The 26,039-nt window shown below is 44.2% G+C and carries 21 protein-coding genes; 15 read left to right on the top strand and 6 right to left on the bottom strand.

Annotated features, from left to right (window positions below):
• Window positions 1-202 precede the first annotated feature (202 nt).
• The 10 genes from MHH89_RS15700 to MHH89_RS15655 all read left to right on the top strand — a co-directional run bounded on the left by MHH89_RS15700 (window position 203) and on the right by MHH89_RS15655 (window position 16,785).
• Window positions 203-2,386 carry a HelD family protein gene (locus MHH89_RS15700; RefSeq protein ID WP_339169399.1) on the top strand — a complete coding sequence of 728 codons (2,184 nt, stop codon included), beginning with the start codon at window positions 203-205 and terminating at the stop codon, window positions 2,384-2,386.
• 391 nt (window positions 2,387-2,777) lie between these two features.
• Window positions 2,778-3,059 carry a CD3324 family protein gene (locus MHH89_RS15695; protein ID WP_076129667.1) on the top strand — a complete coding sequence of 94 codons (282 nt, stop codon included), beginning with the start codon at window positions 2,778-2,780 and terminating at the stop codon, window positions 3,057-3,059.
• Between the two features lie 294 nt (window positions 3,060-3,353).
• Entirely contained in the window at window positions 3,354-4,658 is a 1,305-nt protein-coding gene (locus tag MHH89_RS15690; protein ID WP_076129668.1) for a replication-associated recombination protein A, read from the top strand.
• 379 nt (window positions 4,659-5,037) lie between these two features.
• Complete coding sequence (locus MHH89_RS15685) at window positions 5,038-6,054, top strand: ABC transporter ATP-binding protein (RefSeq protein WP_076129669.1); 1,017 nt, start codon at window positions 5,038-5,040, stop codon at window positions 6,052-6,054.
• On the top strand, window positions 6,041-6,976 hold the full coding sequence (locus tag MHH89_RS15680; RefSeq protein ID WP_036677615.1) for an ABC transporter ATP-binding protein: 936 nt from the start codon (window positions 6,041-6,043) through the stop codon (window positions 6,974-6,976). The genes MHH89_RS15685 and MHH89_RS15680 overlap by 14 nt, the downstream gene beginning before the upstream one ends.
• 4 nt (window positions 6,977-6,980) lie before the next feature.
• Window positions 6,981-7,943, top strand: a complete 963-nt coding sequence (gene opp4B / locus MHH89_RS15675; protein WP_036677612.1) for an oligopeptide ABC transporter permease — start codon at window positions 6,981-6,983, stop codon at window positions 7,941-7,943.
• Between the two features lie 27 nt (window positions 7,944-7,970).
• A complete protein-coding gene (locus MHH89_RS15670) occupies window positions 7,971-8,876 on the top strand; it encodes an ABC transporter permease (protein ID WP_076129671.1) in 906 nt (301 codons plus the stop codon).
• A gap of 19 nt (window positions 8,877-8,895) precedes the next feature.
• Window positions 8,896-10,743 carry an oligopeptide ABC transporter substrate-binding protein gene (locus tag MHH89_RS15665; protein ID WP_076218485.1) on the top strand — a complete coding sequence of 616 codons (1,848 nt, stop codon included), beginning with the start codon at window positions 8,896-8,898 and terminating at the stop codon, window positions 10,741-10,743.
• A 292-nt stretch (window positions 10,744-11,035) separates the two neighbouring features.
• Complete coding sequence (locus MHH89_RS15660; protein WP_076179367.1) at window positions 11,036-13,768, top strand: glycoside hydrolase family 9 protein; 2,733 nt, start codon at window positions 11,036-11,038, stop codon at window positions 13,766-13,768.
• A 32-nt stretch (window positions 13,769-13,800) separates the two neighbouring features.
• On the top strand, window positions 13,801-16,785 hold the full coding sequence (locus MHH89_RS15655) for a glycoside hydrolase family 48 protein (protein WP_341088813.1): 2,985 nt from the start codon (window positions 13,801-13,803) through the stop codon (window positions 16,783-16,785).
• 367 nt (window positions 16,786-17,152) lie between these two features.
• On the opposite strand, the gene mnmA is transcribed toward MHH89_RS15655, so the two are convergent.
• Window positions 17,153-18,274, bottom strand: a complete 1,122-nt coding sequence (mnmA, locus tag MHH89_RS15650; protein ID WP_076129704.1) for a tRNA 2-thiouridine(34) synthase MnmA — start codon at window positions 18,272-18,274, stop codon at window positions 17,153-17,155.
• A gap of 294 nt (window positions 18,275-18,568) precedes the next feature.
• Here mnmA and cymR point away from each other — a divergent pair, with 294 nt between their 5' ends.
• Window positions 18,569-18,988 carry a cysteine metabolism transcriptional regulator CymR gene (gene cymR, locus MHH89_RS15645; protein WP_036677599.1) on the top strand — a complete coding sequence of 140 codons (420 nt, stop codon included), beginning with the start codon at window positions 18,569-18,571 and terminating at the stop codon, window positions 18,986-18,988.
• 202 nt (window positions 18,989-19,190) lie between these two features.
• On the opposite strand, the gene MHH89_RS15640 is transcribed toward cymR, so the two are convergent.
• The 3 genes from MHH89_RS15640 to MHH89_RS15630 all read right to left on the bottom strand — a co-directional run bounded on the left by MHH89_RS15640 (window position 19,191) and on the right by MHH89_RS15630 (window position 20,775).
• A complete protein-coding gene (locus MHH89_RS15640) occupies window positions 19,191-19,646 on the bottom strand; it encodes a GNAT family N-acetyltransferase (protein ID WP_076179368.1) in 456 nt (151 codons plus the stop codon).
• A gap of 68 nt (window positions 19,647-19,714) precedes the next feature.
• Entirely contained in the window at window positions 19,715-20,332 is a 618-nt protein-coding gene (locus MHH89_RS15635) for a YczE/YyaS/YitT family protein (RefSeq protein ID WP_076179369.1), read from the bottom strand.
• Window positions 20,329-20,775, bottom strand: a complete 447-nt coding sequence (locus tag MHH89_RS15630; protein ID WP_076129675.1) for a GNAT family N-acetyltransferase — start codon at window positions 20,773-20,775, stop codon at window positions 20,329-20,331. The genes MHH89_RS15635 and MHH89_RS15630 overlap by 4 nt, the downstream gene beginning before the upstream one ends.
• A gap of 128 nt (window positions 20,776-20,903) precedes the next feature.
• On the opposite strand from MHH89_RS15630, the gene MHH89_RS15625 reads away from it, so the two are divergent.
• Window positions 20,904-21,356, top strand: a complete 453-nt coding sequence (locus MHH89_RS15625) for a MarR family winged helix-turn-helix transcriptional regulator (protein ID WP_076105880.1) — start codon at window positions 20,904-20,906, stop codon at window positions 21,354-21,356.
• Window positions 21,357-21,535: 179 nt separating this feature from the next.
• Here the strand turns inward: MHH89_RS15625 and MHH89_RS15620 are convergent, their stop codons facing one another.
• Window positions 21,536-21,979 carry a carboxymuconolactone decarboxylase family protein gene (locus MHH89_RS15620; protein WP_076179371.1) on the bottom strand — a complete coding sequence of 148 codons (444 nt, stop codon included), beginning with the start codon at window positions 21,977-21,979 and terminating at the stop codon, window positions 21,536-21,538.
• Between the two features lie 271 nt (window positions 21,980-22,250).
• Here MHH89_RS15620 and MHH89_RS15615 point away from each other — a divergent pair, with 271 nt between their 5' ends.
• The 3 genes from MHH89_RS15615 to MHH89_RS15605 all read left to right on the top strand — a co-directional run bounded on the left by MHH89_RS15615 (window position 22,251) and on the right by MHH89_RS15605 (window position 25,115).
• Complete coding sequence (locus MHH89_RS15615) at window positions 22,251-22,625, top strand: hypothetical protein (RefSeq protein ID WP_076278817.1); 375 nt, start codon at window positions 22,251-22,253, stop codon at window positions 22,623-22,625.
• 158 nt (window positions 22,626-22,783) lie between these two features.
• The gene (locus MHH89_RS15610) at window positions 22,784-23,992 is read left to right on the top strand and encodes a glycosyltransferase family 2 protein (protein ID WP_341087530.1); all 1,209 of its coding nucleotides are present in this window, start codon (window positions 22,784-22,786) and stop codon (window positions 23,990-23,992) included.
• A gap of 22 nt (window positions 23,993-24,014) precedes the next feature.
• Window positions 24,015-25,115: a glycosyltransferase family 4 protein gene (locus MHH89_RS15605; protein WP_254857104.1), complete on the top strand. Its 1,101-nt coding sequence runs from the start codon at window positions 24,015-24,017 to the stop codon at window positions 25,113-25,115.
• Between the two features lie 113 nt (window positions 25,116-25,228).
• On the opposite strand, the gene MHH89_RS15600 is transcribed toward MHH89_RS15605, so the two are convergent.
• Window positions 25,229-25,897, bottom strand: coding sequence for an SOS response-associated peptidase (locus tag MHH89_RS15600; protein ID WP_341087527.1), 669 nt, complete (start codon window positions 25,895-25,897; stop codon window positions 25,229-25,231).
• Window positions 25,898-26,039: the final 142 nt, after the last annotated feature.

Genomic DNA, 26,039 nt, shown 5'->3' with positions numbered 1-26,039 from the left:
GTTTGTCCCAAACATTCGACGCTTGTGCGAGCTAAGGAGCACCAAAGTGCTTTAGGTTGGAGAACTTATAAGTTTAGTCAAATCATTTGAAAGATTTGGTATTTAAGTGCTGATTGTGCTACAATGGGTATCCTTTTGCGTGAGAAATGGGCGTAGGAGCATGAAAATTTAAGCTCGATAAACTTTTAGGAGGTAACTGAAATTGGAAGACAACTTTCAAAGTGCCTATCAAGAGGAAGAAGACAGGCTGAATCAAGCGCTTACTGAAATTGACACTTTGCTGGAGAAGCTCCAGCAGACACCAGTGTACACGGGACATGACTATACGGAACAGGTGCTGGAAGCGAACCGTGATCAGAAGCGCAAAGATCTTGCCAAGCTTAGGCAGGAGCCTTATTTCGGACGGCTTGATTTTCAAGGCAATGATGAGAATGAACGGAAGGCACTCTATATAGGCAAAATCGGCGTAGACCGCGAGCAGGTAAGCGACCGTCCGCTAGTCATCGACTGGCGCGCACCGGTAGCAAGCCTGTTTTATTCGTTTACCGGCGGTACCGAGCCAGCCTCCTATGAAGCTCCTGAGGGATTAATAGAGGGGCTGGTATACCTCAAACGCAACGTGGTGATTCGGAAGCAAATTCTGGAGCGGGTCGCGGATACGTACAATCGGGAAAGCGATGCACCGATTGTATCAGATGAGTTTCTCGTCTATCGACTTGGGGAGAACAAGGATAATCGTCTACGGGATATCGTATCGACCATTCAAGAGGAGCAGGACAAGATTATCCGTGCTGCCAAAAATACAGCGCTAATCATTCAGGGCGTGGCAGGAAGCGGTAAAACAACCGTTGCACTGCACAGGCTTGCTTTTCTGCTGTATCAATACAAGGATCAGGTTTCTGCGGAAAAAATGATCATTTTTGCACCAAACCGGATGTTTTTGGATTACATCTCGGACGTATTGCCTGAGCTCGGGGTAGGTAATATTGCTCAAAGTACATTTCCGGATTGGGCGGCTAATGTACTAGGACTGGAATTGCCGGAACAGGATGCGACAGAGACGATGAACCGCTGGTTCGAAACCCCTGGCGGCATGCCGGTAATTACAGAAGAGACACCAGGGCGCTTCAAGGGTTCCACGGTGCTGATGGGAATCATAGAGTCCAGTATCAAGCTATTGGAAAGCAGCTCTGTACCTGAGGGTGATTTTAGCCCGTGGGAGGGTGCGGTGCTACGACGTTCTATGATTTTGCGCTGGCATAATGAGGAGTATGCTCCCTATCCTCCAGCCAAGCGCAAGGAACGGGTAATGGCGCGGATTCATCGCTGGATTGAGATGGAACTGAAGAAGAGTCCTTCAGCTGCTGCTATGAAGGATCGCAAGAAAAAAGGCGCGCAGCGAGAGAAGGCTTATAGTGCCAAATGGCCTAAATATGATCCATTAACGATCTATAAGCAAATTTTCCGAGCAGCTAAACTTCCTGAGGATTGGCCGGTTGAACCGCCAGAGGAAATTCCGGCAGCTGTGTTGAAGGAAACGGCAAAAGAGCTGAAAAAAGGCATCATACGTGAAGAGGATTTACCTCCGCTGCTGTATATCCATTATCTTTTGAATGGTGATGAGGGCGTTACTCGCTTTGACCATGTAGTAATCGATGAGGCTCAGGATTTTTCACCTTTCCAAATTGCCGTTCTGGATTTATATGTGCGAGGCCATTCCTTTACGATCCTGGGTGATCTCTCGCAGGGCATACATGCCTATAAAGGCGTACACGCGTGGGAAGAGATGCAGACGTTGTTTGCCCCTGAGAACACGGCTTATCACGCGCTGACACGCAGCTATCGTTCTACTATGGAAATTATAGACTTCGCTAATGGAATTCTATCTTCAGGTGTGGAGAGCTCATTGCTGGCTGTTCCTGTGTTTCGTAGTGGAGATCCCGTGCGTATGATCGCCTATGGCGAGGATGCTGGGGAACTGGTGGCTGATGAGCAAGCTCGCTTGCGGACAATAACCTCTGCACTGAAGTCTCTGTCAGGAAGGGAATACCGTACGGTGGCTGTCCTAACAAGAAATCTTCATGAGGCTGCAGAACTATATGCGGAGCTGGCACAGCATTTTGAAGATATTCATCTGATTGATGGCAGTATGACGCAATATCAGGGCGGGTTATCGGTGCTGCCTGTCTATTTATCAAAAGGTTTGGAGTTCGATGCGGTGATCTTAGCAGATGCCGATCAAGACCATTATGGAGCGACGGCTTGGGACGCGAAGCTGATGTATGTCGGCTGTACACGTGCTCTCCATGAGCTGTGGCTGCTCCATAATGGGGAAGTTCCTTCCTATGTGCAAACGGCGGCTGGAAGCGATTCTGAGGGAGAGTAAGACTGGTGGAGAATGGTTATAACTGTTCTTGGTCTTGTAACTCCCCCATAGGTATGGCTTAATAATAAGTGTCCGGCCGGGCAAGAACACTTCTGGAAGGAGGCTGATTGAAATGATTTCAGTATACGAGGTGGTTTCCGTTTAAGACGGAAACCTGCTTAAAGCGAGGAGGCCTTACGGCCTCCTTATTACTAACATAAGAAGTACCACACTTATCCATAAGAACGAAATTTATGAAATCGAATGTAGACGCTACCAAAAGGTTTTTATATAATGAAATTACGGATTTTTCCAAATATGAGGAGAAGAAAGGAGGCAGGTGACGTGATTATAACTAAAAACTTAGTTGACCGACGCATAGGGACACACCTGTTGAAGGAGGAAATGCAAGTTGAGTTATGTAAATGGGAAGGATGTGCTCCCCCCTGGCTTACTCGAAGAGCTTCAGGGATACATCCAAGGTGAACTGCTCTACATCCCAAAGAAGACGGAAGAGCGGGTTCGATGGGGCGAGAACAGCGGTTCGAGGAAAGAAATAGCGAACCGGAACAAGGAAATTTTCAGTTGTCATCGAAGCGGTGATTCCGTAGCGGAACTTCAGAAGAAGTACCATCTATCGGAAGAAAGCATTCGTAAAATCATATCAAAAATGCGGCTGGCAGTAAATTGCTAGCTTGCAATTCAAGCATAAACGCCTCTGGTGTCCTTAGAAGGACGGTAAGCGTTATGCGAGAAATCATAAGGATAAAGTGTAGCGTGAAACCTATACTTTCTTATATTTTGAAAAAAGAGCATGGCTCCCGCCTTTCTAAGACGAGATCATGCTCTTTTTATTTTGGCGTAAAATAAGTCTATGCTGATACTGTTACCTTGACCCGGCAGGGCATCCTAATCCTTCCCTGTGATATGGTATGATAGAGAGGATTTACATTGAGCTTTTACAAGAATATAGCAAGGAAGTGGAGTTATGGATTTATTTTCTTTCGGAGAGGACACCGGGGGCGGACGGCTGCTTGCGGACCGGATGAGACCGGAGAATCTTGATGAATATATTGGTCAAGAGCATATCATAGGTCGGGGGAAGCTGCTGCGAAGAGCGATTGAGGCGGATCAAGTCTCTTCGATTTTGCTCTATGGCCCCCCGGGATGCGGCAAGACGACACTCGCGCATATTATTTCTCATCACACGCAAGGAGAGTTCGTACGTCTGAATGCGGTGGAAGCTACCGTGAAGGATGTACGGGAGGTTATTGAGCGAGCTCAGAACAATCAAACATTGTACGGCACTAAGACGATCCTGTTCCTGGACGAGGTGCATCGATTTAATAGCTCACGCCAGGATGCGCTTTTGCCAGCAGTAGAAAAAGGGACTATTACCTTCATTGGAGCGACTACAGAGAACCCGTTCCATTATGTTAATGGGGCGCTTATGAGCCGCTCCACCTTATTTCAGCTGGAGGCATTAACGAGTGAACACAGCTTGATCGCAATGCGCAGAGCCTTGGCGGACAAAGAGAAAGGTCTTGGATTTATGGAGCTTCAGGTCGATGAGGAGGCTTTGTTGCATATTGCAACAATGGCTAATGGAGACATCCGGCGGGCACTAAATGCACTGGAGCTGGCAGCCCTGACTACCGCACCACAAGTTGATGGAAGTGTTCATATCACGCTGGAGGTGGCAGAGGAATCCATTCGGCGCCCCATTGTGAAGGCTGATGAATCTACGCAGTATGATGTGCTATCCGCTTTTCATAAAAGTATTCGCGGTTCCAGCGACGCCGCGTTGTTTTGGTTTCTGTATGCGGTAGAAAAGCTTGGAATGGACCCTATGACTTTTATTCGGCGCCTGATTGCAGCCAGCAGTGAGGATATCGGCTTGGCTAATCCCCAAGCTATGGTTCAAGCGGTGAGTGCGCTGGATGCGTATCGAAACAATGGTTGGCCAGAGGCGAAGCTGAACATTGCCCAAGCTATTCTTTTTGCAGTGGAAAGTCCGAAGTCTAATGCTGTGGTTATGGCTATTTCCAATGCAATGGCAAGTATGGATGAGATCAAATCAGCGGAGGTACCGCTGCATCTGCGTGATACGCACTATAAAGGTGCAACTGCGTTAGGGCATGAAGGATATCAATATCCGCACAATTTTCCGGGGCATTATGTGAAGCAAGAGTATTTGCCTAAGGAGATTTCTCAGCGTGTTTTTTATCAAGCTACTGAGCAAGGCAATGAGATTAAGATTCGTCATAATCAAAAGCTTCGGCGGGAGCAGTGAGCAGCTAGCGACTGTAATACCTTCCAATTTCATGCTGGAAAGCCAAAGATTTTAACTTTCAGTCGAACTAAATAATTCCCAAAAAAAGGCGGCCTAGAGCCGTTTTTTTGTTGCCTACGTTACTTTTAATCACATCGATTGAAAATTTTTTATAGGAAAAGATTGATAATTTACCATAAGTTAATTAAAATGAACTACAAAGTTACGAGATGTTCATTTTTATTTCCGATTGAACTACTGGTAGTATTCTTAACAGTGTTAATTATCATCACATTGGTTATTTCAAAATGTTTCATGAAAATCAACACTATTTATATCAAAATTTACATAATATTTTCATTGTGTTAATTTTGAAATCCTTGTCGTTAGGGTGATGAATATGGGCGAAGAACTACTAGAAATCAAAAATTTGTCGACATCGTTCAGAATTGCAGACGACTATTATGCTGCGGTTGATGATGTTACCCTGTCTGTTCGCAAAAATGAAATTCTGGCTATCGTTGGAGAATCTGGTTCAGGAAAAAGTGCGCTCGCCTTTTCCATTATGGGGCTGCATACCAGAGCCAGAATTGACGGACAAATCAAATACAAGGGCCAGGACATCGTTACTATGTCTCCTGCTGCACTAAACAAGCTGCGCGGCCAAGAAATGTCTATGATTTTTCAAGATCCTTTATCCGCTTTAAACCCGCTAATGATCATCGGTTCACAGATTGAAGAAGTACTTATCCTACATGATTCCAAGCTTTCTAAGAAACAGCGAAAAGAGAAGGTCATTGATCTATTGACCAAGGTTGGAATTTCCCGTCCCGAGCATACATATCAGCAGTACCCCCACGAATTATCCGGTGGCATGAGGCAGCGGGTGGTTATCGCCATTGCGATAGCCAATGGACCCAAGCTTTTGATCGCCGACGAGCCTACCACAGCACTAGATGTGACTATCCAATTACAAATCCTTGAACTTATTAAAAAATTAAAAAACGATATGGAAGCGGGCATTATCTTAATCACTCATGACTTAGGGGTTGTAAGCGAAATGGCTGACCGTGTTGCGGTGATGTATGCCGGACAAATCGTCGAAATCGCAGATATTTTTACGTTGACGTCTAATCCGAAACATCCATATACGAGATCCTTATTAAACTCCATTCCAACGGCAAAAGAAGAAAAATCCAGGTTGCATGTGATTCAGGGGATTGTTCCACCACTGCAAAACCTTCCGCGTAAGGGCTGCCGTTTCTCGGCACGGACGCCTTGGATTCCTGAATCGGAGCATGAGGAGAACCCACAGCTGCATGAAGTCGCACCCGGACATTTCGTTCGCTGCACCTGTTATAACAATTTCCATTTCCCTGATACTAACGAGGAGGCAATCCACAATGGGACTTCTTGAGGTTAAAAATTTAGCAGTACATTTTCCGATCCACGGCGGTGTTTTTCGAAGGGAAGTTGGCGTAGTTAAGGCTGTCGATAATGTTAATTTTACCATTGAAGCTGGGCAAACCTATGGTCTGGTTGGTGAATCTGGTTCCGGAAAGACGACAACGGGTCGCGCGATTATAGGTCTTAATTCTATTACTAGCGGCAGCGTGATTTTTGAAGGGCAAGATTTGGCCTTGAGGGGTGTACGAAAGCAAAGAAATGTCCGCAAAGACATTCAGATGATCTTTCAGGATCCGTACTCTTCCTTAAATCCTAAGAAGCGTGTACTCGATATTATTGCAGAACCGTTGCGTAATTTCGAAAAAATGTCTCCAGGGGAAGAAAAACGCCGGGTGCAGGAATTGCTTTTACAAGTAGGCTTAAGTCCTGAGAACATCCTGAAATATCCGCATGAATTTTCTGGCGGCCAGCGGCAGCGGATCGGAATTGCCAGAGCAATTGCACTCAAGCCAAAACTTATTATTGCTGACGAGCCGGTATCTGCGCTAGATGTCTCAGTACAGGCACAGGTGCTTAACTTCATGCAGGACATTCAAAAAGAGCTGAATCTTACTTTTCTATTTATCAGTCATGATCTCGGGATCATCAGGCATATGTGCGATCACATAGGGATTATGTATAAAGGACGACATGTGGAGCAAGGGACTGCTAAAGATATTTTTGACAATCCTCAGCATATTTATACCAAACGACTCATTGCCGCCATTCCTGATATTGATCCGAAACAGAGAGAAAAGCAGACGGAATTCAGAAAATCAGTAAGCAAGGAATATGAACAAGCGCACCGGAATTATTTTGATGAAGAAGGCATGGCTTATCCATTAAAATCAATTTCCGAGACTCATCTGGTAGCCTTGCCTGAGAAAGGTTGAGAATATGTGGAAGATTATCGTTCGTAGAATTCTTATAATGATCCCTCAAGTAGTTCTATTAAGTATTCTTGTTTTTCTTATGGCGAAGGCGATGCCTGGTGACGCACTCTCAGGAATGCTCGATCCGAATATTGATCCGGCGGCCATTGATGCGATGAGAGAAAAGCTCGGTCTAAATGATCCATGGTACATCCAGTACTGGGATTGGATCACTAAAGCGATACAAGGGGATTTCGGCCAGTCCTTCCGTTTCAAAATGCCGGTCTCAGAACTAATCGGACAACGCCTGATGAACACACTTTGGCTGGCCATTGTTACGCTGATTCTTACATACCTTATTGCTATCCCGCTTGGTATTACCAGCGGACGTTATAACGATTCGTGGCTGGATCGCTTGATAACTGGCTATACCTATATTGGATTTGCTGCACCGTTGTTTATTTTTGCACTTTTAATGGTATGGGTTTTCGGATTTCATTTTCATTGGTTTCCTACCAGCGGCAGTGTCAGTCCCGGGGAAGTTCCAGGTACACTAAGTCACTTCTGGAGTAAATTCTACCATCTGCTTCTGCCTGCGTTATCTATGGCGCTAATTGCAACGGTTGGGACCGTCCAATATCTGAGAAATGAGATCATTGATACGAAGCAAAAAGATTTCATTCTCACTGCTAGAGCTAAAGGGGCTTCGGAGTCACGCGTATACAATCGTCATATTTTGAGAAACTCCTTGCTGCCGATCGCTGCATTTTTTGGATATGAGATCACTGGGTTAATCGGTGGTACGGTGTTCGTTGAAACGATCTTCAGCTATCCAGGAATGGGTTTGCTGTTTCTAAGTTCGATAACGATTCGGGATTTCAGCGTGGTAACAGCCCTCGTTCTTCTGTATGGGGTTGCTTCCATCGTCGGTGCGTTGTTATCAGACATTATTTTAAGTATCGTAGATCCTCGTATCCGGATTAAATAAGAAGATGAACACTTTGGGGTGAATGAAATGGCAAAGACGAGCGCAGAGATAGCTCTGCTGCAGGAAACTGATAAAAGTCCATCGGGCTTCAAAATTGTTTGGCGGGAGATGGTGCGGGATAAGCTGGCACTGGTCTCGTTGATTTTCCTATTTACGATTATTGCTGCTGTATATGGGATCTCCTTATTTTTAGATCAGAAAGAAATTGTCACGGTTGACTTGTTCGCCCTATATGAGAAGCCTTCGGCTGTGCATTGGCTGGGGACTGATTATGGAGGACGGGATGTATTCGGTCAATTAATTATAGGAACACGAAATTCCATGTCTATTGCCTTTATGGTTACATTTTTTACGGGAATTATCGGTATTCTGGTAGGTTTAGTCTCAGGTTACTTTGGGGGAACGGTAGATAATGTCGCGATGCGTATTGTAGATTTCTTCATGATTCTACCTTTTCTAATGATTGTTATAGCTTTTGTCAGCGCAGTTCCTAAATACAATACGTTGACCTTCTCCTTTATCATGACAGCATTTCTTTGGATGGGGATTGCCAGGCTCATTCGTTCCAAGACATTACAAGAGAAGGAATTGGATTATGTTCAGGCATCTAAGACCCTAGGCTCCTCCAATCTAAAAATTATGTTTACGCAAGTTCTGCCGAACTTAAGCTCAATCATTATCGTAACAATGACCTTGAATCTGGCAGCTAATATTGGATTGGAATCAGGCCTATCCTTTCTAGGTTTTGGTTTTCCAGAAAGTACACCCAGTCTGGGTACTCTAGTAAGCTATGCGAGAAATCCGCAGACTCTTGAGTTCAGATGGTGGATCTGGTTACCCGCATCATTGCTGATCCTGGTATTGATGTTGAGTATAAATAATGTGGGTCAAGCGCTAAAACGTGCGACCGACGCAAGACAAAGAAAAGGATAATAAGGGAGGAAATGATTAAATGAGAAAAGCCATTCGTTCAAAAGCTTTACTAGTTTCATTAATGTTTGTAATGTTGTTCGCTCTTGCGGCTTGCGGCTCCAAGAACAACAACGAAGCGGCTGAATCAACAGCAGCTCCTAACGCCAGCGCACCTGCGGCAACCGCAGAAGCAACGGCCGCGCCTGAGGCAGAAGACGGACTTTATAACATTAAAGATTTCAGTAACGTTAAGACTAACCAAGGTGAAGCTATTGACGGAGGGACAATTACATTTGGACTTGTTTCCGATAGTCCATTTGAAGGCACTTTGAACTGGAACTTCTATTCTGGAGATCCAGATGCTCAAGTTCTGAACTGGTTTGATGAAGGTTTGTTAACTTGGGATAAAGACTATGTTTATACTAATGATGGTGCGGCTACTTATGAAGTTGCAGAAGATGGACGTACCTTTACCTTTACGATTCGCGACAATGTAAACTGGCAGGATGGTAAGCCAGTAACGGCTGAAGACTGGTTGTTCGCCCATGAAGTTATTGGTAATCCTGCTTATGATGGTCCTCGTTACGGTTCTGACTTCACTAATATTGAAGGCATGGATGAGTACCATTCCGGTAAGGCCAAGACCATATCCGGGATTAAAGTGCTGGGTGATAAGAAACTGCAAATTACTTATAAGCAATCTACACCTTCCTTGTTAACGGGTAGCGTATGGATTTATCCATTAGCCAAACATATCTTTGGCGGCATGGATGTTGCCAAAATCTCCTCTTCCCCTGAAGTCCGCCAAAAGCCAATTGGCTTCGGAGCTTTTAAAGTAGAGAGTATCGTTCCTGGTGAGTCTGTAGTATTTGTTAAGAATGAAGATTACTGGCGTGGAGCCCCTAAACTGGATAAAGTAATTTTGAAGGTTATCAACCCAACAACGATTGTACAAGAACTGAAATCTGGTGGAGTTGACTTGGTGGATTCCTTCCCTATTGATCAATTCCCAGATAATGCGAAGCTATCAAATGTTGAGTATCTCGGGGCGGTTGACCGTGCGTATACGTATATTGGATTTAAGCTTGGCAAATGGGATGCAACGAAAAAAGAGGTTGTTACCGATCCTAAAGCTAAAATGGCGGATGTGAATCTTCGTAAAGCAATGTGGGCTGCGGTTGACAATGATACTGTTGGTAAAAAGTTCTATAATGGTCTGCGTTGGAATGCGACTACCTTGATTCCACCGTCCCATCCAGAATTCCATGATACTACCAATCCGGGCGTAGCTTTTGATCCAGAAGCAGCTAAAAAGATCCTGGATGACGCTGGTTACAAATTAAACGGTGAATTTAGAACGAATCCAGATGGCAGCGAGCTGAAGATTAATTTCATTTCGATGACTGGTGGAGACATTGCTGAGCCGCTGGCTCAATATTATGTACAATCCTGGAAAGCGATTGGTCTGAATGTAACTTTGGAAATGGTAGAGTTTAATACCTTCTATGATCGCATAGGTCAAAATGGTGAGGATGATCCTACTGTTGATGTGTACCAAGGTGCTTGGGGGGTAGGGATTGACGTTGACCCATCAGGCCTGTACGGTAAAGATGCAATCTATAACTTCCCACGTTACTCCAGTGCAGAGAACGATCGTTTGCTCGCCGAAGGGATCTCTGAGGCTGCATTTGATGTAGACAAACGTAAAGAAATCTATAAAGAGTGGCAACAATTTATGGTTGATGAGATTCCAGTATTCCCAACACTTTATCGTGCTGTGATTGTGCCGGTTAATAACCGTGTTCTAAACTTTGCAATTGGTGATGGAACCGGACTCTATTATAACGACATTGCGGTTTCTGCAGATAAAGCTGCGGTGGCTCAGTAAGAGGGGATTAATGAACAGCAGTTCAAGGAGAAATCCTGAGCTGCTGTTTTTTATTTTCCGTTAAATTAACAATTATTCCTATATTTTGTGCATTATTTCCTGTAAAAATATAGTGTTTTAATGAAAGATATGGTATATTTTGGGTGAGAGCGAAACTTTCGCTTAAATATAGCTCTTAGAGTGAGGTGAGTGGATGATCGCAATGACAGGTACCTGATTCAAGTGAGGGAGGTGTTACGGGACTGAGGTGTAATCTTTCTTGTGGCATTCACTGAAGAGAGGGGCAGTAGAAATGATCAAGAGGTATAGGAAACAAGGACTGGTGTTCAGTTTGTTGTTTACGCTTACATTTTGTTCAAATGCTGCATTTCAACCGGCGATAGCAGAGGCAGCGGCCGGAGACTACAACTATGCGGAGGTTCTACAAAAATCTATTTATTTCTACGAAACCCAGCGGTCTGGTGAATTGCCAGATAACAATCGGGTGGAATGGCGGGGCGATTCCGGTCTTTTGGACGGGGCGGATGTGGGACATGATCTGACTGGTGGTTGGTACGATGCCGGTGATCACGTTAAATTCGGTTTGCCTATGGCTTATTCTACAACGATGCTGGCATGGTCAGTTTATGAGTACAAGCAAGGATATGAGGGGTCTGGGCAGCTGGAGGAAATTTTAGACAATATTCGCTGGGCAACCGATTATTTTGTGAAAGCTCATACCGCTCCTAACGAGCTGTGGGGACAAGTTGGTAACGGAACAACCGATCATAATTGGTGGGGACCCGCAGAAGTCATGCAGATGCAGAGACCTTCCTACAAAATTGATGCCACTCATCCCGGATCAGATCTTGCCGCAGAAACAGCTGCAGCGTTAGCTTCAGCATCCATTATTTTCAGGGATACGGATGCCGTATACGCGGACAAGCTGCTGCTGCATGCTAAACAGCTTTACAATTTTGCAGACACTTATCGCGGCTCCTATTCCGACAGCATTACCGACGTCAAACAATATTATAATTCTTGGAGCGGTTACGCGGATGAATTGAGCTGGGGGGCTGTCTGGTTGTATTTGGCGACTAACGATCAGCAGTATCTCAATAAGGCTATTGCAGCAAGCGATCAATGGGGAACGAATCAGGCTGGAAACTGGGGGTATCAGTGGACACAGTCTTGGGACGACAAGCATTATGGCGCTCAATTACTGTTGGCACGAATCACCGGGCAGACCAAGTTCATTCAATCCACTGAACGGAATATGCAGTATTGGACGACTGGAGTGGGTGGAACAAGTGACCGTGTTGCCTATACACCTGGCGGACTAGCCCATCTGGATCAATGGGGCGCATTGCGTTATGCAGCCAATCAGGCTTTTATGGCCTTCGTTTACTCAGACTGGGTGAGCGATCCGGTGAAGAAAGATACGGCGCGCTCTTTCGCGGAGAGACAAATTACGTATATGCTTGGCGACAATCCACGAAACAGCAGTTATGTTATCGGTTTTGGTAATAATTCTCCTCAGCATCCCCATCATCGAACCTCACATGGATCATGGAATGATAGTCAGAGCGTTCCGGTAAATCATCGCCATGTCTTGTACGGAGCGCTAGTTGGAGGCCCGTCCAAAACAGACAGTTACACCGACTCCATTAACGATTATGTCTCGAATGAAGTTGCAACCGATTACAATGCAGCTTTTACAGGAGCTATTGCAAAAATGGTGCTGCTGCATGGACAAGGGCAACAGCCCCTTGCACAATTTCCACCTGCAGAGACACGTGAAGATGAGATGTTTGTCGAAGCCTCTGTGAATGCTAGTGGCAGCAACTTTGTAGAGATTCGAGCATTGCTGAATAACCGTACGGGCTGGCCGGCAAGGGCCAGTAAAGAGATGTCTTTTAACTATTATGTGGATCTTAGTGAAGCGATAGCGGCTGGTTATGGTCCTGAGGATATTACGGTTACAGCGGGAGGCTACAATCAGGGTGGAACGGTGTCTGCACTTCAGCCTTACGATGCAGCTAACCATATCTACTATACTAAGGTTGATTTTACAGGTACTTTGATTTATCCGGGTGGACAATCTGCTCATCGTAAGGAGATTCAATTCCGAATTGCAGCTCCGCTGAACACTAACTTCTGGAATAATGCTAATGATTTTTCATTCCAAGGGGTGGCAGCTCAAGGAGTAACTCCTGTAAAAACAGCGAACATTCCGGTGTTTGAAGCAGGTGTGCACATGTATGGAGAACTTCCAGCGGGTGGCGGACAACCTGGAGAACCTCAAGTCCCTGCACGTCCGACTAATGTTCAGGCTGTAGCAGGTAATGGGACTGTCCATTTGACTTGGAATGCGATTAGCGGGGTCAGTGAATATACCGTTAAACGCAGTGAAGTGAGTGGAGGCCCGTATACGGTGCTTGAGAATGTCACGGGAACGGATTACATGGATAGTGGACGGGTGAACGGAACCACTTATTATTATGTGATCACTGCCACGAATAGTGTAGGGGAGAGCTTGCCATCTATACAGGTTAGTGCTAATCCCCAAGAACCGACACAGCCCACAACGGGAAATTTGAAGGTGCAATATCGTACGAATGATACGAATGCCAGTGATGGACAGCTGCGCCCTCAGTTCCGAATTATGAATACAGGAACCGAGTCTGTGGCACTTAGCGGCTTGAAGCTGCGTTATTATTTCACTGTGGATGGGGATAAACCACAACAGTTTCATTGTGATTATGCTGTAGTGGGCAGTGGTAATTTAAGCGGCAGTTTTGTTAAGCTGAATCCCGCCAGTACGGGCGCGGATTATTATCTGGAGATTTCTTTTGGTGCAGGGGCTGGAAGTATAGCGCCTGGTGGAGATAGCGGCGAGATTCAGGCTCGCACCAATAAGACGGACTGGACGGCTTATAATGAAACGGATGATTATTCCTACAGCGCGGTTCAGCAGACATTTGCCGATTGGAATAAGGTTACACTTTATCAAGGTGAAACACTTGTATGGGGCTTAGAACCATAAATATATCCAAGAGAGGGAGCTTGCCTAAGATGATGAAATTGAGCTTAATAAAGAAGCCTGTTTCTGTAATAATGGCCACAGTCCTGTTTCTCTCACTCATGACCGGTCTATTTAATTTTAGACCTCAGACTGCTCACGCTTCAACTACGGAGCAGACGCGATTTCTGCAATTATATGCGCAGCTAAAAGACCCCGCAAATGGTTATTTCTCTGCCGAAGGAGTACCTTATCATGCGGTAGAGACCTTGATGAGTGAAGCCCCTGATTACGGACATATGACGACCTCAGAAGCTTACAGTTATTGGATGTGGCTTGAGGTACTCTATGGTTATCACACAGGGGACTGGACTAAGCTGGAATCCGCTTGGGACAACATGGAGAAATATATCATTCCTATTAACGAAGGTGATGGCAAGGAAGAGCAGCCAACCATGAGTTATTACAATCCGAACAGCCCGGCTACGTATGCAGCGGAGCATGCTCAGCCGGATCAGTATCCAAGTCAGCTAGGTGGCCAGTATACAGCAGGTAAAGATCCGCTAGATGCTGAATTGAAGGCGACGTATGGCAACAACCAGACCTACTTGATGCACTGGCTGGTAGACGTGGACAACTGGTACGGCTTCGGCAACTTGCTGAATCCTACGCATACAGCCGCTTATGTGAATACATTCCAACGGGGTGAACAAGAGTCCGTTTGGGAGGCGGTCCCTCACCCGTCTCAAGATGACAAAACGTTCGGAAAAGCAAACGAAGGCTTCATGAGTCTATTCACAAAAGAAGCTAACGTGCCTTCCGCTCAATGGCGTTACACAAATGCTACAGATGCCGATGCACGCGCAGTACAAGCAATGTACTGGGCTAAAGAGCTCGGCTACAACAATACAGTGTATTTGAATAAAGCTAAGAAAATGGGCGATTTCCTGCGTTACGGTATGTATGATAAATACTTCCAAAAAGTAGGAAGTGCTGCTACTGACGGCACCCCTGATGCCGGGACTGGCAAAGACTCTAATCAATATCTTCTGGCTTGGTATACCGCATGGGGCGGTGGACTTGGAGCTACAGGAAACTGGGCTTGGAGAATCGGTGCGAGCCATGCCCACCAAGGGTATCAGAATGTCGTAGCTGCCTACGCACTTTCTGATTCGGATGGTGGTCTGATTCCGTCATCAGCTACAGGTGGGCAGGATTGGGAAAATTCTCTGAAACGTCAATTGGAATTTTATACTTGGCTGCAGTCCTCTGAAGGGGCAATTGCCGGTGGAGCGACCAATAGTTATCAAGGCGCTTACAAGGCTTATCCAGCTGGAACCAGTACTTTTTATGGCATGGCCTATGACGAAGCTCCAGTCTACCACGATCCTCCATCCAATAACTGGTTCGGAATGCAGGCATGGAGTGTGGAGCGGGTAGCAGAGCTGTACTATATCCTTGCTTCTAACGGAGACACTACATCTGAAAACTTCCAAATGGCAAAACAAGTTATAGAAAATTGGGTAGATTGGTCTAAAGATTATGCTTTTGCCAACAAACGTCCAGTTACGGATGCTGAAGGTTACTATCTGAACAGCCAAGGAAATCGAATTCTTGGAGGCGCCAATCCGCAAGTGGCTACAGTCTCTGCACCAGGAGAATTCTGGATTCCAGGTAATGTGGAATGGACAGGACAACCTAATACGTGGAATGGCTTCAGTGGTTCTACTGCAAACAATAACCTGAAAGCCGTAACTAAGAGTCCAAGCCAAGATACAGGTGTACTGGGCAGCTATATTAAGGCACTTACCTTCTATGCGGCTGGCACCAAAGCTGAACATGGCAGCTACAGTACTCTGGGAGGAGAAGCTCAGGTACTGGCTAAATCTTTGTTAGACACGGCATGGGGTTATAACGATGGAATTGGTATTGCAACTACCGAAAGCCGTGCAGATTATTCTCGCTATTTCACTAAAGAAGTCTATTTCCCAAGCGGCTGGACAGGTACATTCGGCCAAGGAAATACAATCCCTGGTACATCAACAGTGCCTTCCGATCCTGCTAAAGGCGGAAATGGGGTATATGCAAGCTATACCGATATCCGTCCAAATATCGTAAATGACTCTAAGTGGCAATATCTGCTGGACAAATACAATACTTCTTTTAATAAAGTGACTAAAACATGGGACAATGGGGCCCCTGAATTTACCTACCATCGCTTCTGGTCGCAAGTAGATATGGCAACTGCTTATGCAGAATACGATCGACTGATCAACAGCAGCGTGCCTACGGAGCCAGTAGCTCCAAAAGCACCTTCTAAACCAAGTGCGGTCGCTGGTAACCAAGTTGTAGATCTTAGTTGGAACAACGTAACTGGAGCTACAAGCTATACTGTGAAAAGAGCTGCAACAACTGGTGGCCCTTACAGCGATGTGGCTGTTGTCACTCAAGCTACTTACAGTGACACTTCCGTGGTTAACGGTACGGATTATTACTATGTAGTTAGTGCTTCCAACGTGGTTGGAGAGAGCCCGAATTCGCCTGAGGTTCACGCCAAGCCTATGGATGTACCGATTCCGGCACAAGGAGATTTGGTGGTGAAGTACCGGACAAGTGATACCAATCCGGGAGATAATCAGTTCCGCCCGCAGCTGCAAATTGTTAACAATGGGGATACGGCTGTAGCGCTTAGCGATGTAAAGCTGCGGTATTATTACACGATTGATGGCGATAAACCTCAACAATTTAATGTTGACTATGCTAACATCGGTGGAAGTAATATACAGGGAACATTCGTGAAGGTAGACCCTGCCAAAACTGGAGCGGACTATTATTTAGAAATCTCCTTTGGCGCAGGTGCAGGCAGTCTTGCACCGGGAGCCAACACGGGTGATATCCAGATCCGGGTCAACAAAACGGACTGGAGCAATTACAACGAGGTTGGAGACTACTCGTATGATCCTACCAAAACATCGTACACGGAATGGAATCATGTGCCGTTGTACTTGAATGGTGCTCTAGCATGGGGACTTGAGCCTTAAAGTCTAAATGAGGGAAGCCCTAGCCATTTGGCTGGGGCTTTTTTTGTTATTGGCTGGTTAGCGACTGCACTGCGACTAATTGTGGCTTCATGTCCGTTTTAATTGTATTTCCTACAACTAGAATAGGCTCTAGCCGCGCCAACGTAATTTAATTGCACTTCATACAACTATTTATCAGTATATGGATACTTATTGAGATATAAGCTCAGTTTAACTGTACAATGTGCAACTAAAACCCAAAAAGAAATAAAAAAGCACGAAATAGCTGTATTAAATACAACTATTTCGTGCTTTGGTATGCTAGTTAGATATTGTGAGTTACTACGATTACTTGTAGATCAAGCTTTTATAGAAGTTTGGTTTACATTCACACTTGTGCTGAAGGAACAACCTTCTCCGCGTATTCTATCGTTCCGCCGCCGAGACATTGCTCACCGAGATAGAAGACAACGGCTTGACCAGGTGTGATCGCTTTTTGTGGAACATCAAAGGCTACATTAATCGTTCCATCTTCACGCGCTGTAAGGGTCACGCCTTGATCTGGCTGGCGATACCGGAATTTGGCGGTGCATTTCAGCGGCTCTTGCCCAAGCGCTTGACCGTCAATCCAGTTAACACCGGAAGCAATCAGGCTAGTGGAGTACAGGCTGTGGTGCTTGTCTCCTTGTACTACATAAAGAATGTTGCGGCTAAGATCTTTTTCAGCTACAAACCACGGTTCGCCGTTGCCAGAGCCACCAATACCAAGGCCTTGGCGTTGGCCTAACGTGTAATACATAAGTCCGTCGTGGCGGCCTTTGATCTCTCCAGTTACTATGTCAACCATATCGCCAGCTTGTGCCGGGAGATATTGGCTGAGGAATTCGCGGAAGTTGCGCTCGCCGATAAAGCAGACGCCTGTGCTATCTTTTTTCTTGGCAGTGTAAAGTCCTGCTTCTTCAGCAATTCTCCGCACTTCAGGTTTCGGCAGATGTCCAATAGGGAACATTGTTTTAGAGAGTTGATGTTGCCCCAGTGCATTCAGGAAATAGGTTTGATCCTTATTGTTGTCTACGCCGCGGAGCAGCTTGTACACACCATCTTCTTCTATAACACGTGCGTAATGTCCAGTTGCGACATAATCGGCACCAAGCTGAAGAGCTTTGTTCAAAAATTCTCCAAACTTAATCTCGCGGTTGCACATGACGTCAGGATTTGGCGTCCGGCCGGCCTTATATTCATCGAGAAAATAAGAAAATACCTTATCAAAGTATTCCTTCTCGAAATTAACGGTATAGTAAGGAATATCAATCTGCTCGCATACGCGGCGAACATCCTCTGCATCGCTTTCGGCCGTACATACTCCGAATTCGTCGGTATCGTCCCAGTTCTTCATGAAGATGCCGATGACGTCATAGCCCTGCTGCTTGAGCAGAAGCGCCGTGACGGAGGAATCGACCCCTCCGGACATGCCGACGACGACACGGGTGTCTTGTTTTGCTTTTGTCATCGTAATCACCATTTCTGTACCCAAAATACCGGTCATTCATGGAACACCCGGCTCAAAATGTATTATAACATACCTGTCTACTCTAAACCTCTGAAATAAGAGACTGGAAACAACAAAATGTCCACCTGGGGTGAACATTCTCGTAAAATGTTTTGTTTTCCATTTCATTTGTGACTTCGGATATGATAACATAAACTGAGAGTAATTATCGGAATACCTTGATATGACAATCCAAATGACTTGCCGAATCAATAGTATACAATAATCAGACATTAAACTGAAAGAGGTGCCCCTTTGAAAATATCAACTAAAGGTCGTTACGGACTAACAATTATGATGGAGCTTGCACTGAAATTTGGTGAAGGACCAACTTCACTTAAGAGTATCGCTGAGAAAAATGGTCTTTCCGAGCATTATCTGGAGCAACTAATTGCTCCTCTGCGCAATGCAGGACTTGTAAAAAGTATTCGTGGAGCATATGGCGGATACATTTTGTCGCGTGAGGCGAATGCTATCACTGCCGGTGATATCATCCGTGTGCTGGAGGGCCCTATCTCTCCTGTAGACTTCACGGAAGAGGACGATGCAGCGAAACGGGATTTATGGTTGCGTATTCGCGACAGTATTGCCGATGTGCTGGATTCCACAACACTTTATGATTTGATTAACTACAAAGAAGAGAGTTTGGCTGACAATTACATGTTTTATATTTAGATCTCCAATGAAAGATAACTCAACAGTATTATAAATCAACCTTTAGGCTCCCATTTGGGAGTCTTTTTTTATCTTTTATTATCTGTGATTCTATTTGTTCTTACGTTTATTAAGGAGCGCAATCCAGCAGCAAAAGGCTCCGATGAACGCTGCGAGAATCGGTATCCATTGATTAGTAGTCAAGTAAGCACCTCTACAGTACTTATAATTCTTTCGTCATAAAAACACTATAGGGATCTTCAATGTAATCTGCAAACGGACTACAGTATTCAAACCCATATTGTTCATATAGTTTTCTAGCCGCTTCGAACCCTTCAGTGGATCCGGTTTCCAAGCTCAGCCGCCGATAGCCTTGTTGCTTAGCTTCTTTAATAATATGGGCAAGCATTTTAGATGCAATGCCCTTCCTAAGATGCTTGGTAGAAGTACGCATGGATTTGATTTCACCATGATGGCTACCCATGTCTTTAAGAGCACCGCAACCTAAGAGTTCGCCCTGCTCCCAGGCACTCCAGAAGGTGATTTCAGGTGTTTTTAATTTATCTAAATTCAACGCATGTACACTCTCTGGGGGAGATTGCTCAAACATGCTCTGAAGATGTTCACTGATCAATGCTATGATTTCGGTTCCGGTTAAGTTATCGATTCTAATCTCCAAATTATTCACTCCCAATGATAAGATTATGGTTTGTTGTATAAATCAAGTTTCTTTAGCGGAGTTCGCTATTAATGTTGTAGCAATCGGTCCAAGACTTTCTGTGTAAGTGGCATAAAGTAATTAAGAATTAATCCGCCTAAACAAATGGTAAGTAGAGTGCCAATCCCAATAGGCCCATTGAAAATAATGGCGGCAAATAAGAAAACAAGATAAATGATTGTTCTAGTAAATAGTATACTAAGCCTAGTTATCGTTTGCAGTACTAATGTTAGCCGGTCCACTGGAATCGGTGCGAAATTTGCGTATAAATAAATGGATGTACCTAATCCAATTGCGATTAAGCCTAAACCATAAAAAGCAATTTTACTGATCCACAGATTAGGCTCGATCAGATGGTTAAACAAAAAAAGCCACATATCAATACCTAAGCCTGCTATGAATGCAGTTACCAGCCCTAATAATTCCGGTCTTTGCTTGGATAAACATGAATTACATCCAATCAATAGGCATGCGATCAGTACTTCCCAACTGCCTACTGTAAGACCGACATTTTTGGATAGACCCACTAAAAGTGCATCAAAAGGTGATGCTCCAAGGTCAGAGATTATTGTTAGTGAAACGCCTAGGGTTAAGATGAAAATCCCGCAAGTGAAAATGGAAAACGTAGTTACACTAAACTTCTTCATTCTTTTGAAGCAGAAAGATCTTTAGTCATTAAAAGATGAGGGATGCCATCCTCCATAAATTCAGTAGATGAAGCCCGATAACCAAGTTTCTTATAGAAGCCCTCCGCCTGAGTTTGCCCGTGCAATTTAACTTTTTGATGCCCCTTTTCCACCACGATCTCTTCTAATGCCGAAATGATTTTTTTCCCAATTCCAAATTTACGATAAGGTTCTAGGATGCAAATACGCTCTAACTTACCTATACCATCAAGAACGCGGATCCTTCCTGTGGCAACTGGTTGCCCATCATAATAGGCCAGGACATGTTCACATTCTCCATTCAGTGTATCGAATTCATCAAATTCATCATTAAGGGGAACGCCTTGTTCCTCAACAAATACTTTTTTTCTGATTGAAAATGCAGCTTCAAGTTCCTCGATTAGTGTAATTCTTTTAAGATTCATTCTTGCTTACTCCATTCTGTATTTGTTTTTTTTAGGAAAAACGTCATAATGAATTAACGACAATTATAAGTATATATACAATCAATATTGTTGTAAATACAACATTATTGGAACTGGTAGGTGATTGAATGAAAGAGATCCTTCGTGAAGTTGGAATGATAGCGAGGGCATTAGATTCCATAAGTAATATAGAGTTCAAGGAATTAGAGCTTACAAAGGGGCAGTATTTATATCTGGTCCGGATATATGAGAATCCGGGCATTATTCAAGAAAAGCTGTCGGAAATGATAAAGGTGGACCGAACAACAGCAGCACGTGCGATTCAGAAGCTTGAAATCCAAGGTTTTATTGAAAAGAAAGACGATGAAACGAACAAAAAAATAAAAAGGTTATTCACAACTGAAAAAGGCAAACAAGCCTACTCTTTTCTGAAGAGAGAAGGGGACCATACCGACTTGGTTGCGTTAGCAGGATTATCTGAAAAAGAAACGGAAGTCTTGTTTCAACTTTTGCAAAGAGTTAGGAAAAATGTTGAGGTTGAGTGGGAGTACGTAAAGAAGGGAAATAAAAGAGAGTACTAAAATCAGAAATTGTTATTGAACTAACCCAACACGATCGCAAGAAAAAATGCCTTGCTAGTGATTATACTGGCAGGGCATTTTAATGAGATGATTCATATATCAACGGAGCCGTGGAACGTGCGGAGCGGAGAATAAAAAAAGAACACCCTAAAGTGTTCATTAAGGTTAATTAATGTTAATTATTGTGCTGCGGGGGTATTTCCCATTGCAATAGAAATTCTGTTCCAACTGTTGATTTGATTAATAATCAGCACAAGATCAACATATTGTTTCTCATCGTAATGTTCACGTACTTGCTTATATAGCTCATCCGGAACTCTTTTGGAAGGGATTAGCGTAATATGCTCAGCTAGTTCTAGAGCAACCTTCTCTTCAGGTGTATAAAAAGTACATTCCTCCCAAACATTTAAACAATAAATTCGTTGTTCAGTTTCACCCATTTTACGAGCTTCGGATGTATGCATATCTATACAGAAAGCACATCCGTTAATTTGAGAAACTCTGATTTTGATAAGTTCTCTTGTAGTCCGATTAATCGTAGATTTTTTGGTGTACATCTCCATATCCATCATGATTTTCATACCCTCAGGTGCAACTTCATTGTAAGCAACTCTTTGACTCATTAGGCAAGACTCCTTAGGCTTTAGTTTAGGATTAGTATAACTTTATTTTAACACTATTATTCTTTATATGCGAACATTTGTACTTATTTTTGTTTATAAGAAGGCAGAAATCACCCGTCGACATATCCTCAAAGCGGAACGGAAATGATATCAATATAATCTTCTACCTGTCTAATTGGCTGTTATTCCACGAGTTTCCCCTTCCTCTTGCCTCACAACTATCGGCTTCCTGGTGAATAAGTTGATAGAAACCAAAAGGAGGAGTGAGGAAATGCCTTATACAACAGGTCTTATTACAAATACAAGAGCAACTGGTACTGCAGCAAGTAATGTAGTAGTCAGTGTTCGTAACACAAGTAATGCGAGTGCAATGATGATCGTCGAAGTTTTTGGTGTTCCATATTCGATGCCAGTTCTTACTCCGCTTTATGTCACAGGGTATTACGTTCCTGCAAAGAGTTCTGATATTAGAGAGTTTTTCATTGGGGGCAATTTGGCTTACGAGGTACAAATTAGTAGTCCTTTTCCTTTGGCAGAAGTAGTTACCTCCGTGTATGGGCTGGACGAGTTCGGAAATCTAGTTACTGATCAGCGAGTGCTTCAATCTGAATTGACGCAGATTACGGCATTATCTATCCCTATATAATAGTAACGTTTAGACCATTAAGCAGCAGTCGCTGACAGAAATAGGGCGATTGCTGCTTTTTTAGGCGCAATAAAGTATTTTAGGGGCATTCACACAATCATATGAGAGGAATCAAAATATACTGATTTTATACTCCAATGTAGAGAGAGGTAAAAATCATGGCGGATGTAGGAGTAGTTATGCCTGTGTATACCCAAAAGCCGGAGTTTCTGCGGCAAGCTCTGCAGTCTGTTCTACACCAATCTTTTACCAATTTTCGGCTGGTTGTTGTGATCGATGGAGCACCAGAAATGGAACCGCTCGTGAGATCCATTATTGTCGAAGATCCGAGGGTAACGGTTATCTCTTACGCACAGAACAGGGGTATAGCACATGCACTGAATACTGGCTTTGATCTTTTGTTTAGTGAGCCCAGTATTCAATATTTGAGTTGGGTTTCCAGCGACAATGTTTATGAACCCCGTTTCCTCGAAATCCTTCGGGGGGCGCTAGTTAGAGGTCCACAGGAGTTAGGCATCGTGTTCAGTTCTTTTCAAAGCATCGATAACGAGGGAAAGTTTCTTCACAACGAACATCAATTGGCTACGCAGCGTAATTATCAGTCACAGCCCAAAGAGAGATTGCTGGATTATTCGCTCATTGGCGTATCTTTTATGTACAAAACACAGATTGCGAAGCTTGTTGGAGCTTATGGAATGGAACCGGTGGAAGATTATGATTACTGGCTGAGACTGGCTGAACATTGTGAGATTCGCTTTATACCGGTGGAACTGGTGAATTATCGTGTGGATTCTACCTTTAGTGTATCTGCCCAGTTACATTCGGTTGAAAATCATCGTAGATGGAGATATGCCTATCATTTGACCCGCCATCAGGCGCGGTTTCGCAGAGGGATTCCGGCGATGATTACCGTTTTATATCCTGTAGTGAATGCTTGTGCGGATGAAATAACGAGGATAGAGAATCTGTACGAACAAACGTATAGCAATTATGAATGCCGGGTGCTGGATTTATCAACTACACGTCAGCCATCAGCTCTATTGGAAACCATACCTCATCCTGCGACAGCGTTCGCTTGGCTGCCTGGGGCTGTGGAGTCACACGCGATTTGCAGTGCTATTGAGCAGCTATCCACCCCATTTACGATAGTTTTAGGTCCAAAGGTTTTTATAGGAGCGCTCGATATTGAGTACATGCTGGAAGCTTTGATTACTACGGGTGGGGATACGATTTCCAACTACTACACGGATGATCATAGCTTGATTGGATTTCGACACAGACATGTCCCCTCGACCAAAAGCCACTATTATAATGAGCTGTTTCGCAGCGCAGATTTGTATGATTTGTTGAAGACCTCTTTTACCTAAAATAATTTGCGAATGAGTGATCATGATGAAGATTTTGTTCACTTTTTATAACCCGAGTGGTGGTATGCAAACTCTGAACCGAGTTCGCTGCCAAGCGTTATATGCTCGCGGTGTAGAGTGCCATTTACTGTATACACACCATGGAAAAGGACAGCAGAATATCCGTAACATTCAAACGCATATTACCAATAGTGATGACGAGATCAGGGCAATGCTTGCTCGGGAAGCATTTGACTTAATTGTAGTGTGTACGGATATTAACTTAGCAGAGCGGATTCGAGGGTTTGGGTATAAAGGGCCGCTTGTTTTTGAAGTGCAGGGTTTAGGTACCTTAGATGAAGCTGAGCAGGTCGTTAATAATTTTACAGAGCGCATTTACAGGCTCACCGATGCACTGCTGTATCCGGAAACAACCCATTTGCAGGCGCTTTTCAAAGGCGGATTTCCAACCATTCCACAATATTGTTTTGATGATCCGATCGATTGCGATCAGTTTGGATATACCAATTATCCCGCCAAAAGTTTCCCTATCCTCGGTTGGGTAGGACGCATTCAAACGAATAAGAATTGGCGGGAATTTCTGCAAATCGGGCAAAGGCTGCTGACGATCCATCCCGAGCTTTATTTATGGATTTTTCAGGATGACACGTTGTTTGATCCAGAGCAAAAAGAAAGCTTTGATCAATTTGTAGCTGAGACAGGGATTTCTTCACGATTAATTTCGTATTCCAATATTCCTCATGAGCAAATGGCAGATTATATGAGCATTATTGGTGATTCGGGAGGTTTGCTCCTTTCCACCTCGATTCTGGAAGGATTTGGATATGCGGTTGCTGAGGCGATGTTGTGCCGTTGTCCTGTACTTACTACAGATTCAGACGGCGTTCGAAGACTCGTCATTAACAATCACACTGGAAAAATATACACGAGAGGGCAGCTGGATGAAGCTGTGAATGCTGCTCTATCCTTAATGGATGATCCGGCACTGCGGGCCAGAATCAGGATGAATGGAGAATGGCATATCCGGACTAACCTGTCCTCCGAGCTGTATGCAGACAGATTTCTACAGATGTATCATCAATTGATGGGACGTAGAATTCAAATTGAGCGGCGCTGGTCTTAACTCTGCGGTTAATCTGCAGGGTTAAGATGTTTTTTCATGGATTAACAACGAGGTCAGAATTAGTGTCAATAAAAGGGTGACAATCATTCCCACCATTTGAATAATATTGTTTTCTATATCTCATTGATTAATTCCTTCGTATTATTCCGGACATTTCCCACTGCAGTGGAAACCGGATAGGCTCTCATTTGATGCTGATCATAGGGTTTAAGAAGCTTTATTAACGAATTTGCGTCCTGATTGCTCCGGCTTAGCCATTCAGGCTCATCCTCAGGCTTCAAAATAACTGGCATACGGTTATGGATTTCAGCCATAAGTTCATTTGGGGTAGTCGTTATAATCGTGCAGGTACTTAATTTATTACCTTCAGGGTCCATCCAAATATCATACAATCCGGCCATTGAAAAAATACCCCCATCGCGCATCACGATTCGCATGGGCTGTTTACTGCTGCCCTGTGCCTTCCATTCATAGAAACCATCAGAAGGGATGATGCAGCGGCGGGAGCTTACTAATCGCTTGAAAGAAGGCTTCTCAAGGAGTGACTCTGCCCGGGCATTGATCATTTTACTGCCGATTTTATCATCTTTGGCCCAAGAAGGAACCAGACCCCAGCGCAGTTCCCCAAGTTTATTGCTGGACCCTGTGTTAATGACTGCCGGAATTTGCTGCATGGGTGCTGCGTTATATGTTGGAGCATAGTGGATAATGGTAGAATCATTGGCAAAATATCTGACCATCAGCTCTTCCATGGTGACTGTTATTGTATATCGTCCGCACATTTTATACACTTCCCATTCGGTCGTTTTTGAGGCTAGATTTGTTTACAGCTTGTAATCAGCATGTTATGCTCGAAATATTTCTTAGCTTGAACGGCTGTTGAGGGTTGTATCTTATTATAAACGAAGCACAATGAATGAAGAA

This window comes from Paenibacillus sp. FSL H7-0323 (assembly GCF_038002725.1).
Taxonomy (GTDB): Bacteria; Bacillota; Bacilli; order Paenibacillales; family Paenibacillaceae; genus Paenibacillus_AQ; species Paenibacillus_AQ odorifer.
The sequence above is the reverse complement of the archived record's forward strand: the minus strand, read 5'-3'. Positions and strand labels throughout refer to the sequence as shown.

Excerpts from the sequence above, each read along its gene's own strand:
- MHH89_RS15635 (WP_076179369.1), bottom strand. The coding sequence starts at position 20,332 with ATGAAGAAGTTTAGTGTAACTACGTTTTCCATTTTCACTTGCGGGATT.
- MHH89_RS15605 (WP_254857104.1), top strand. The coding sequence starts at position 24,015 with ATGATGAAGATTTTGTTCACTTTTTATAACCCGAGTGGTGGTATGCAA.
- MHH89_RS15620 (WP_076179371.1), bottom strand. The coding sequence starts at position 21,979 with ATGAGTCAAAGAGTTGCTTACAATGAAGTTGCACCTGAGGGTATGAAA.
- MHH89_RS15665 (WP_076218485.1), top strand. The coding sequence starts at position 8,896 with ATGAGAAAAGCCATTCGTTCAAAAGCTTTACTAGTTTCATTAATGTTT.
- MHH89_RS15625 (WP_076105880.1), top strand. The coding sequence starts at position 20,904 with ATGAAAGAGATCCTTCGTGAAGTTGGAATGATAGCGAGGGCATTAGAT.
- MHH89_RS15600 (WP_341087527.1), bottom strand. The coding sequence starts at position 25,897 with ATGTGCGGACGATATACAATAACAGTCACCATGGAAGAGCTGATGGTC.
- MHH89_RS15685 (WP_076129669.1), top strand. The coding sequence starts at position 5,038 with ATGGGCGAAGAACTACTAGAAATCAAAAATTTGTCGACATCGTTCAGA.
- opp4B (WP_036677612.1), top strand. The coding sequence starts at position 6,981 with ATGTGGAAGATTATCGTTCGTAGAATTCTTATAATGATCCCTCAAGTA.
- MHH89_RS15660 (WP_076179367.1), top strand. The coding sequence starts at position 11,036 with ATGATCAAGAGGTATAGGAAACAAGGACTGGTGTTCAGTTTGTTGTTT.
- MHH89_RS15680 (WP_036677615.1), top strand. The coding sequence starts at position 6,041 with ATGGGACTTCTTGAGGTTAAAAATTTAGCAGTACATTTTCCGATCCAC.
- MHH89_RS15655 (WP_341088813.1), top strand. The coding sequence starts at position 13,801 with ATGAAATTGAGCTTAATAAAGAAGCCTGTTTCTGTAATAATGGCCACA.
- MHH89_RS15610 (WP_341087530.1), top strand. The coding sequence starts at position 22,784 with ATGGCGGATGTAGGAGTAGTTATGCCTGTGTATACCCAAAAGCCGGAG.
- mnmA (WP_076129704.1), bottom strand. The coding sequence starts at position 18,274 with ATGACAAAAGCAAAACAAGACACCCGTGTCGTCGTCGGCATGTCCGGA.
- MHH89_RS15670 (WP_076129671.1), top strand. The coding sequence starts at position 7,971 with ATGGCAAAGACGAGCGCAGAGATAGCTCTGCTGCAGGAAACTGATAAA.
- MHH89_RS15630 (WP_076129675.1), bottom strand. The coding sequence starts at position 20,775 with ATGAATCTTAAAAGAATTACACTAATCGAGGAACTTGAAGCTGCATTT.
- MHH89_RS15690 (WP_076129668.1), top strand. The coding sequence starts at position 3,354 with ATGGATTTATTTTCTTTCGGAGAGGACACCGGGGGCGGACGGCTGCTT.
- MHH89_RS15615 (WP_076278817.1), top strand. The coding sequence starts at position 22,251 with ATGCCTTATACAACAGGTCTTATTACAAATACAAGAGCAACTGGTACT.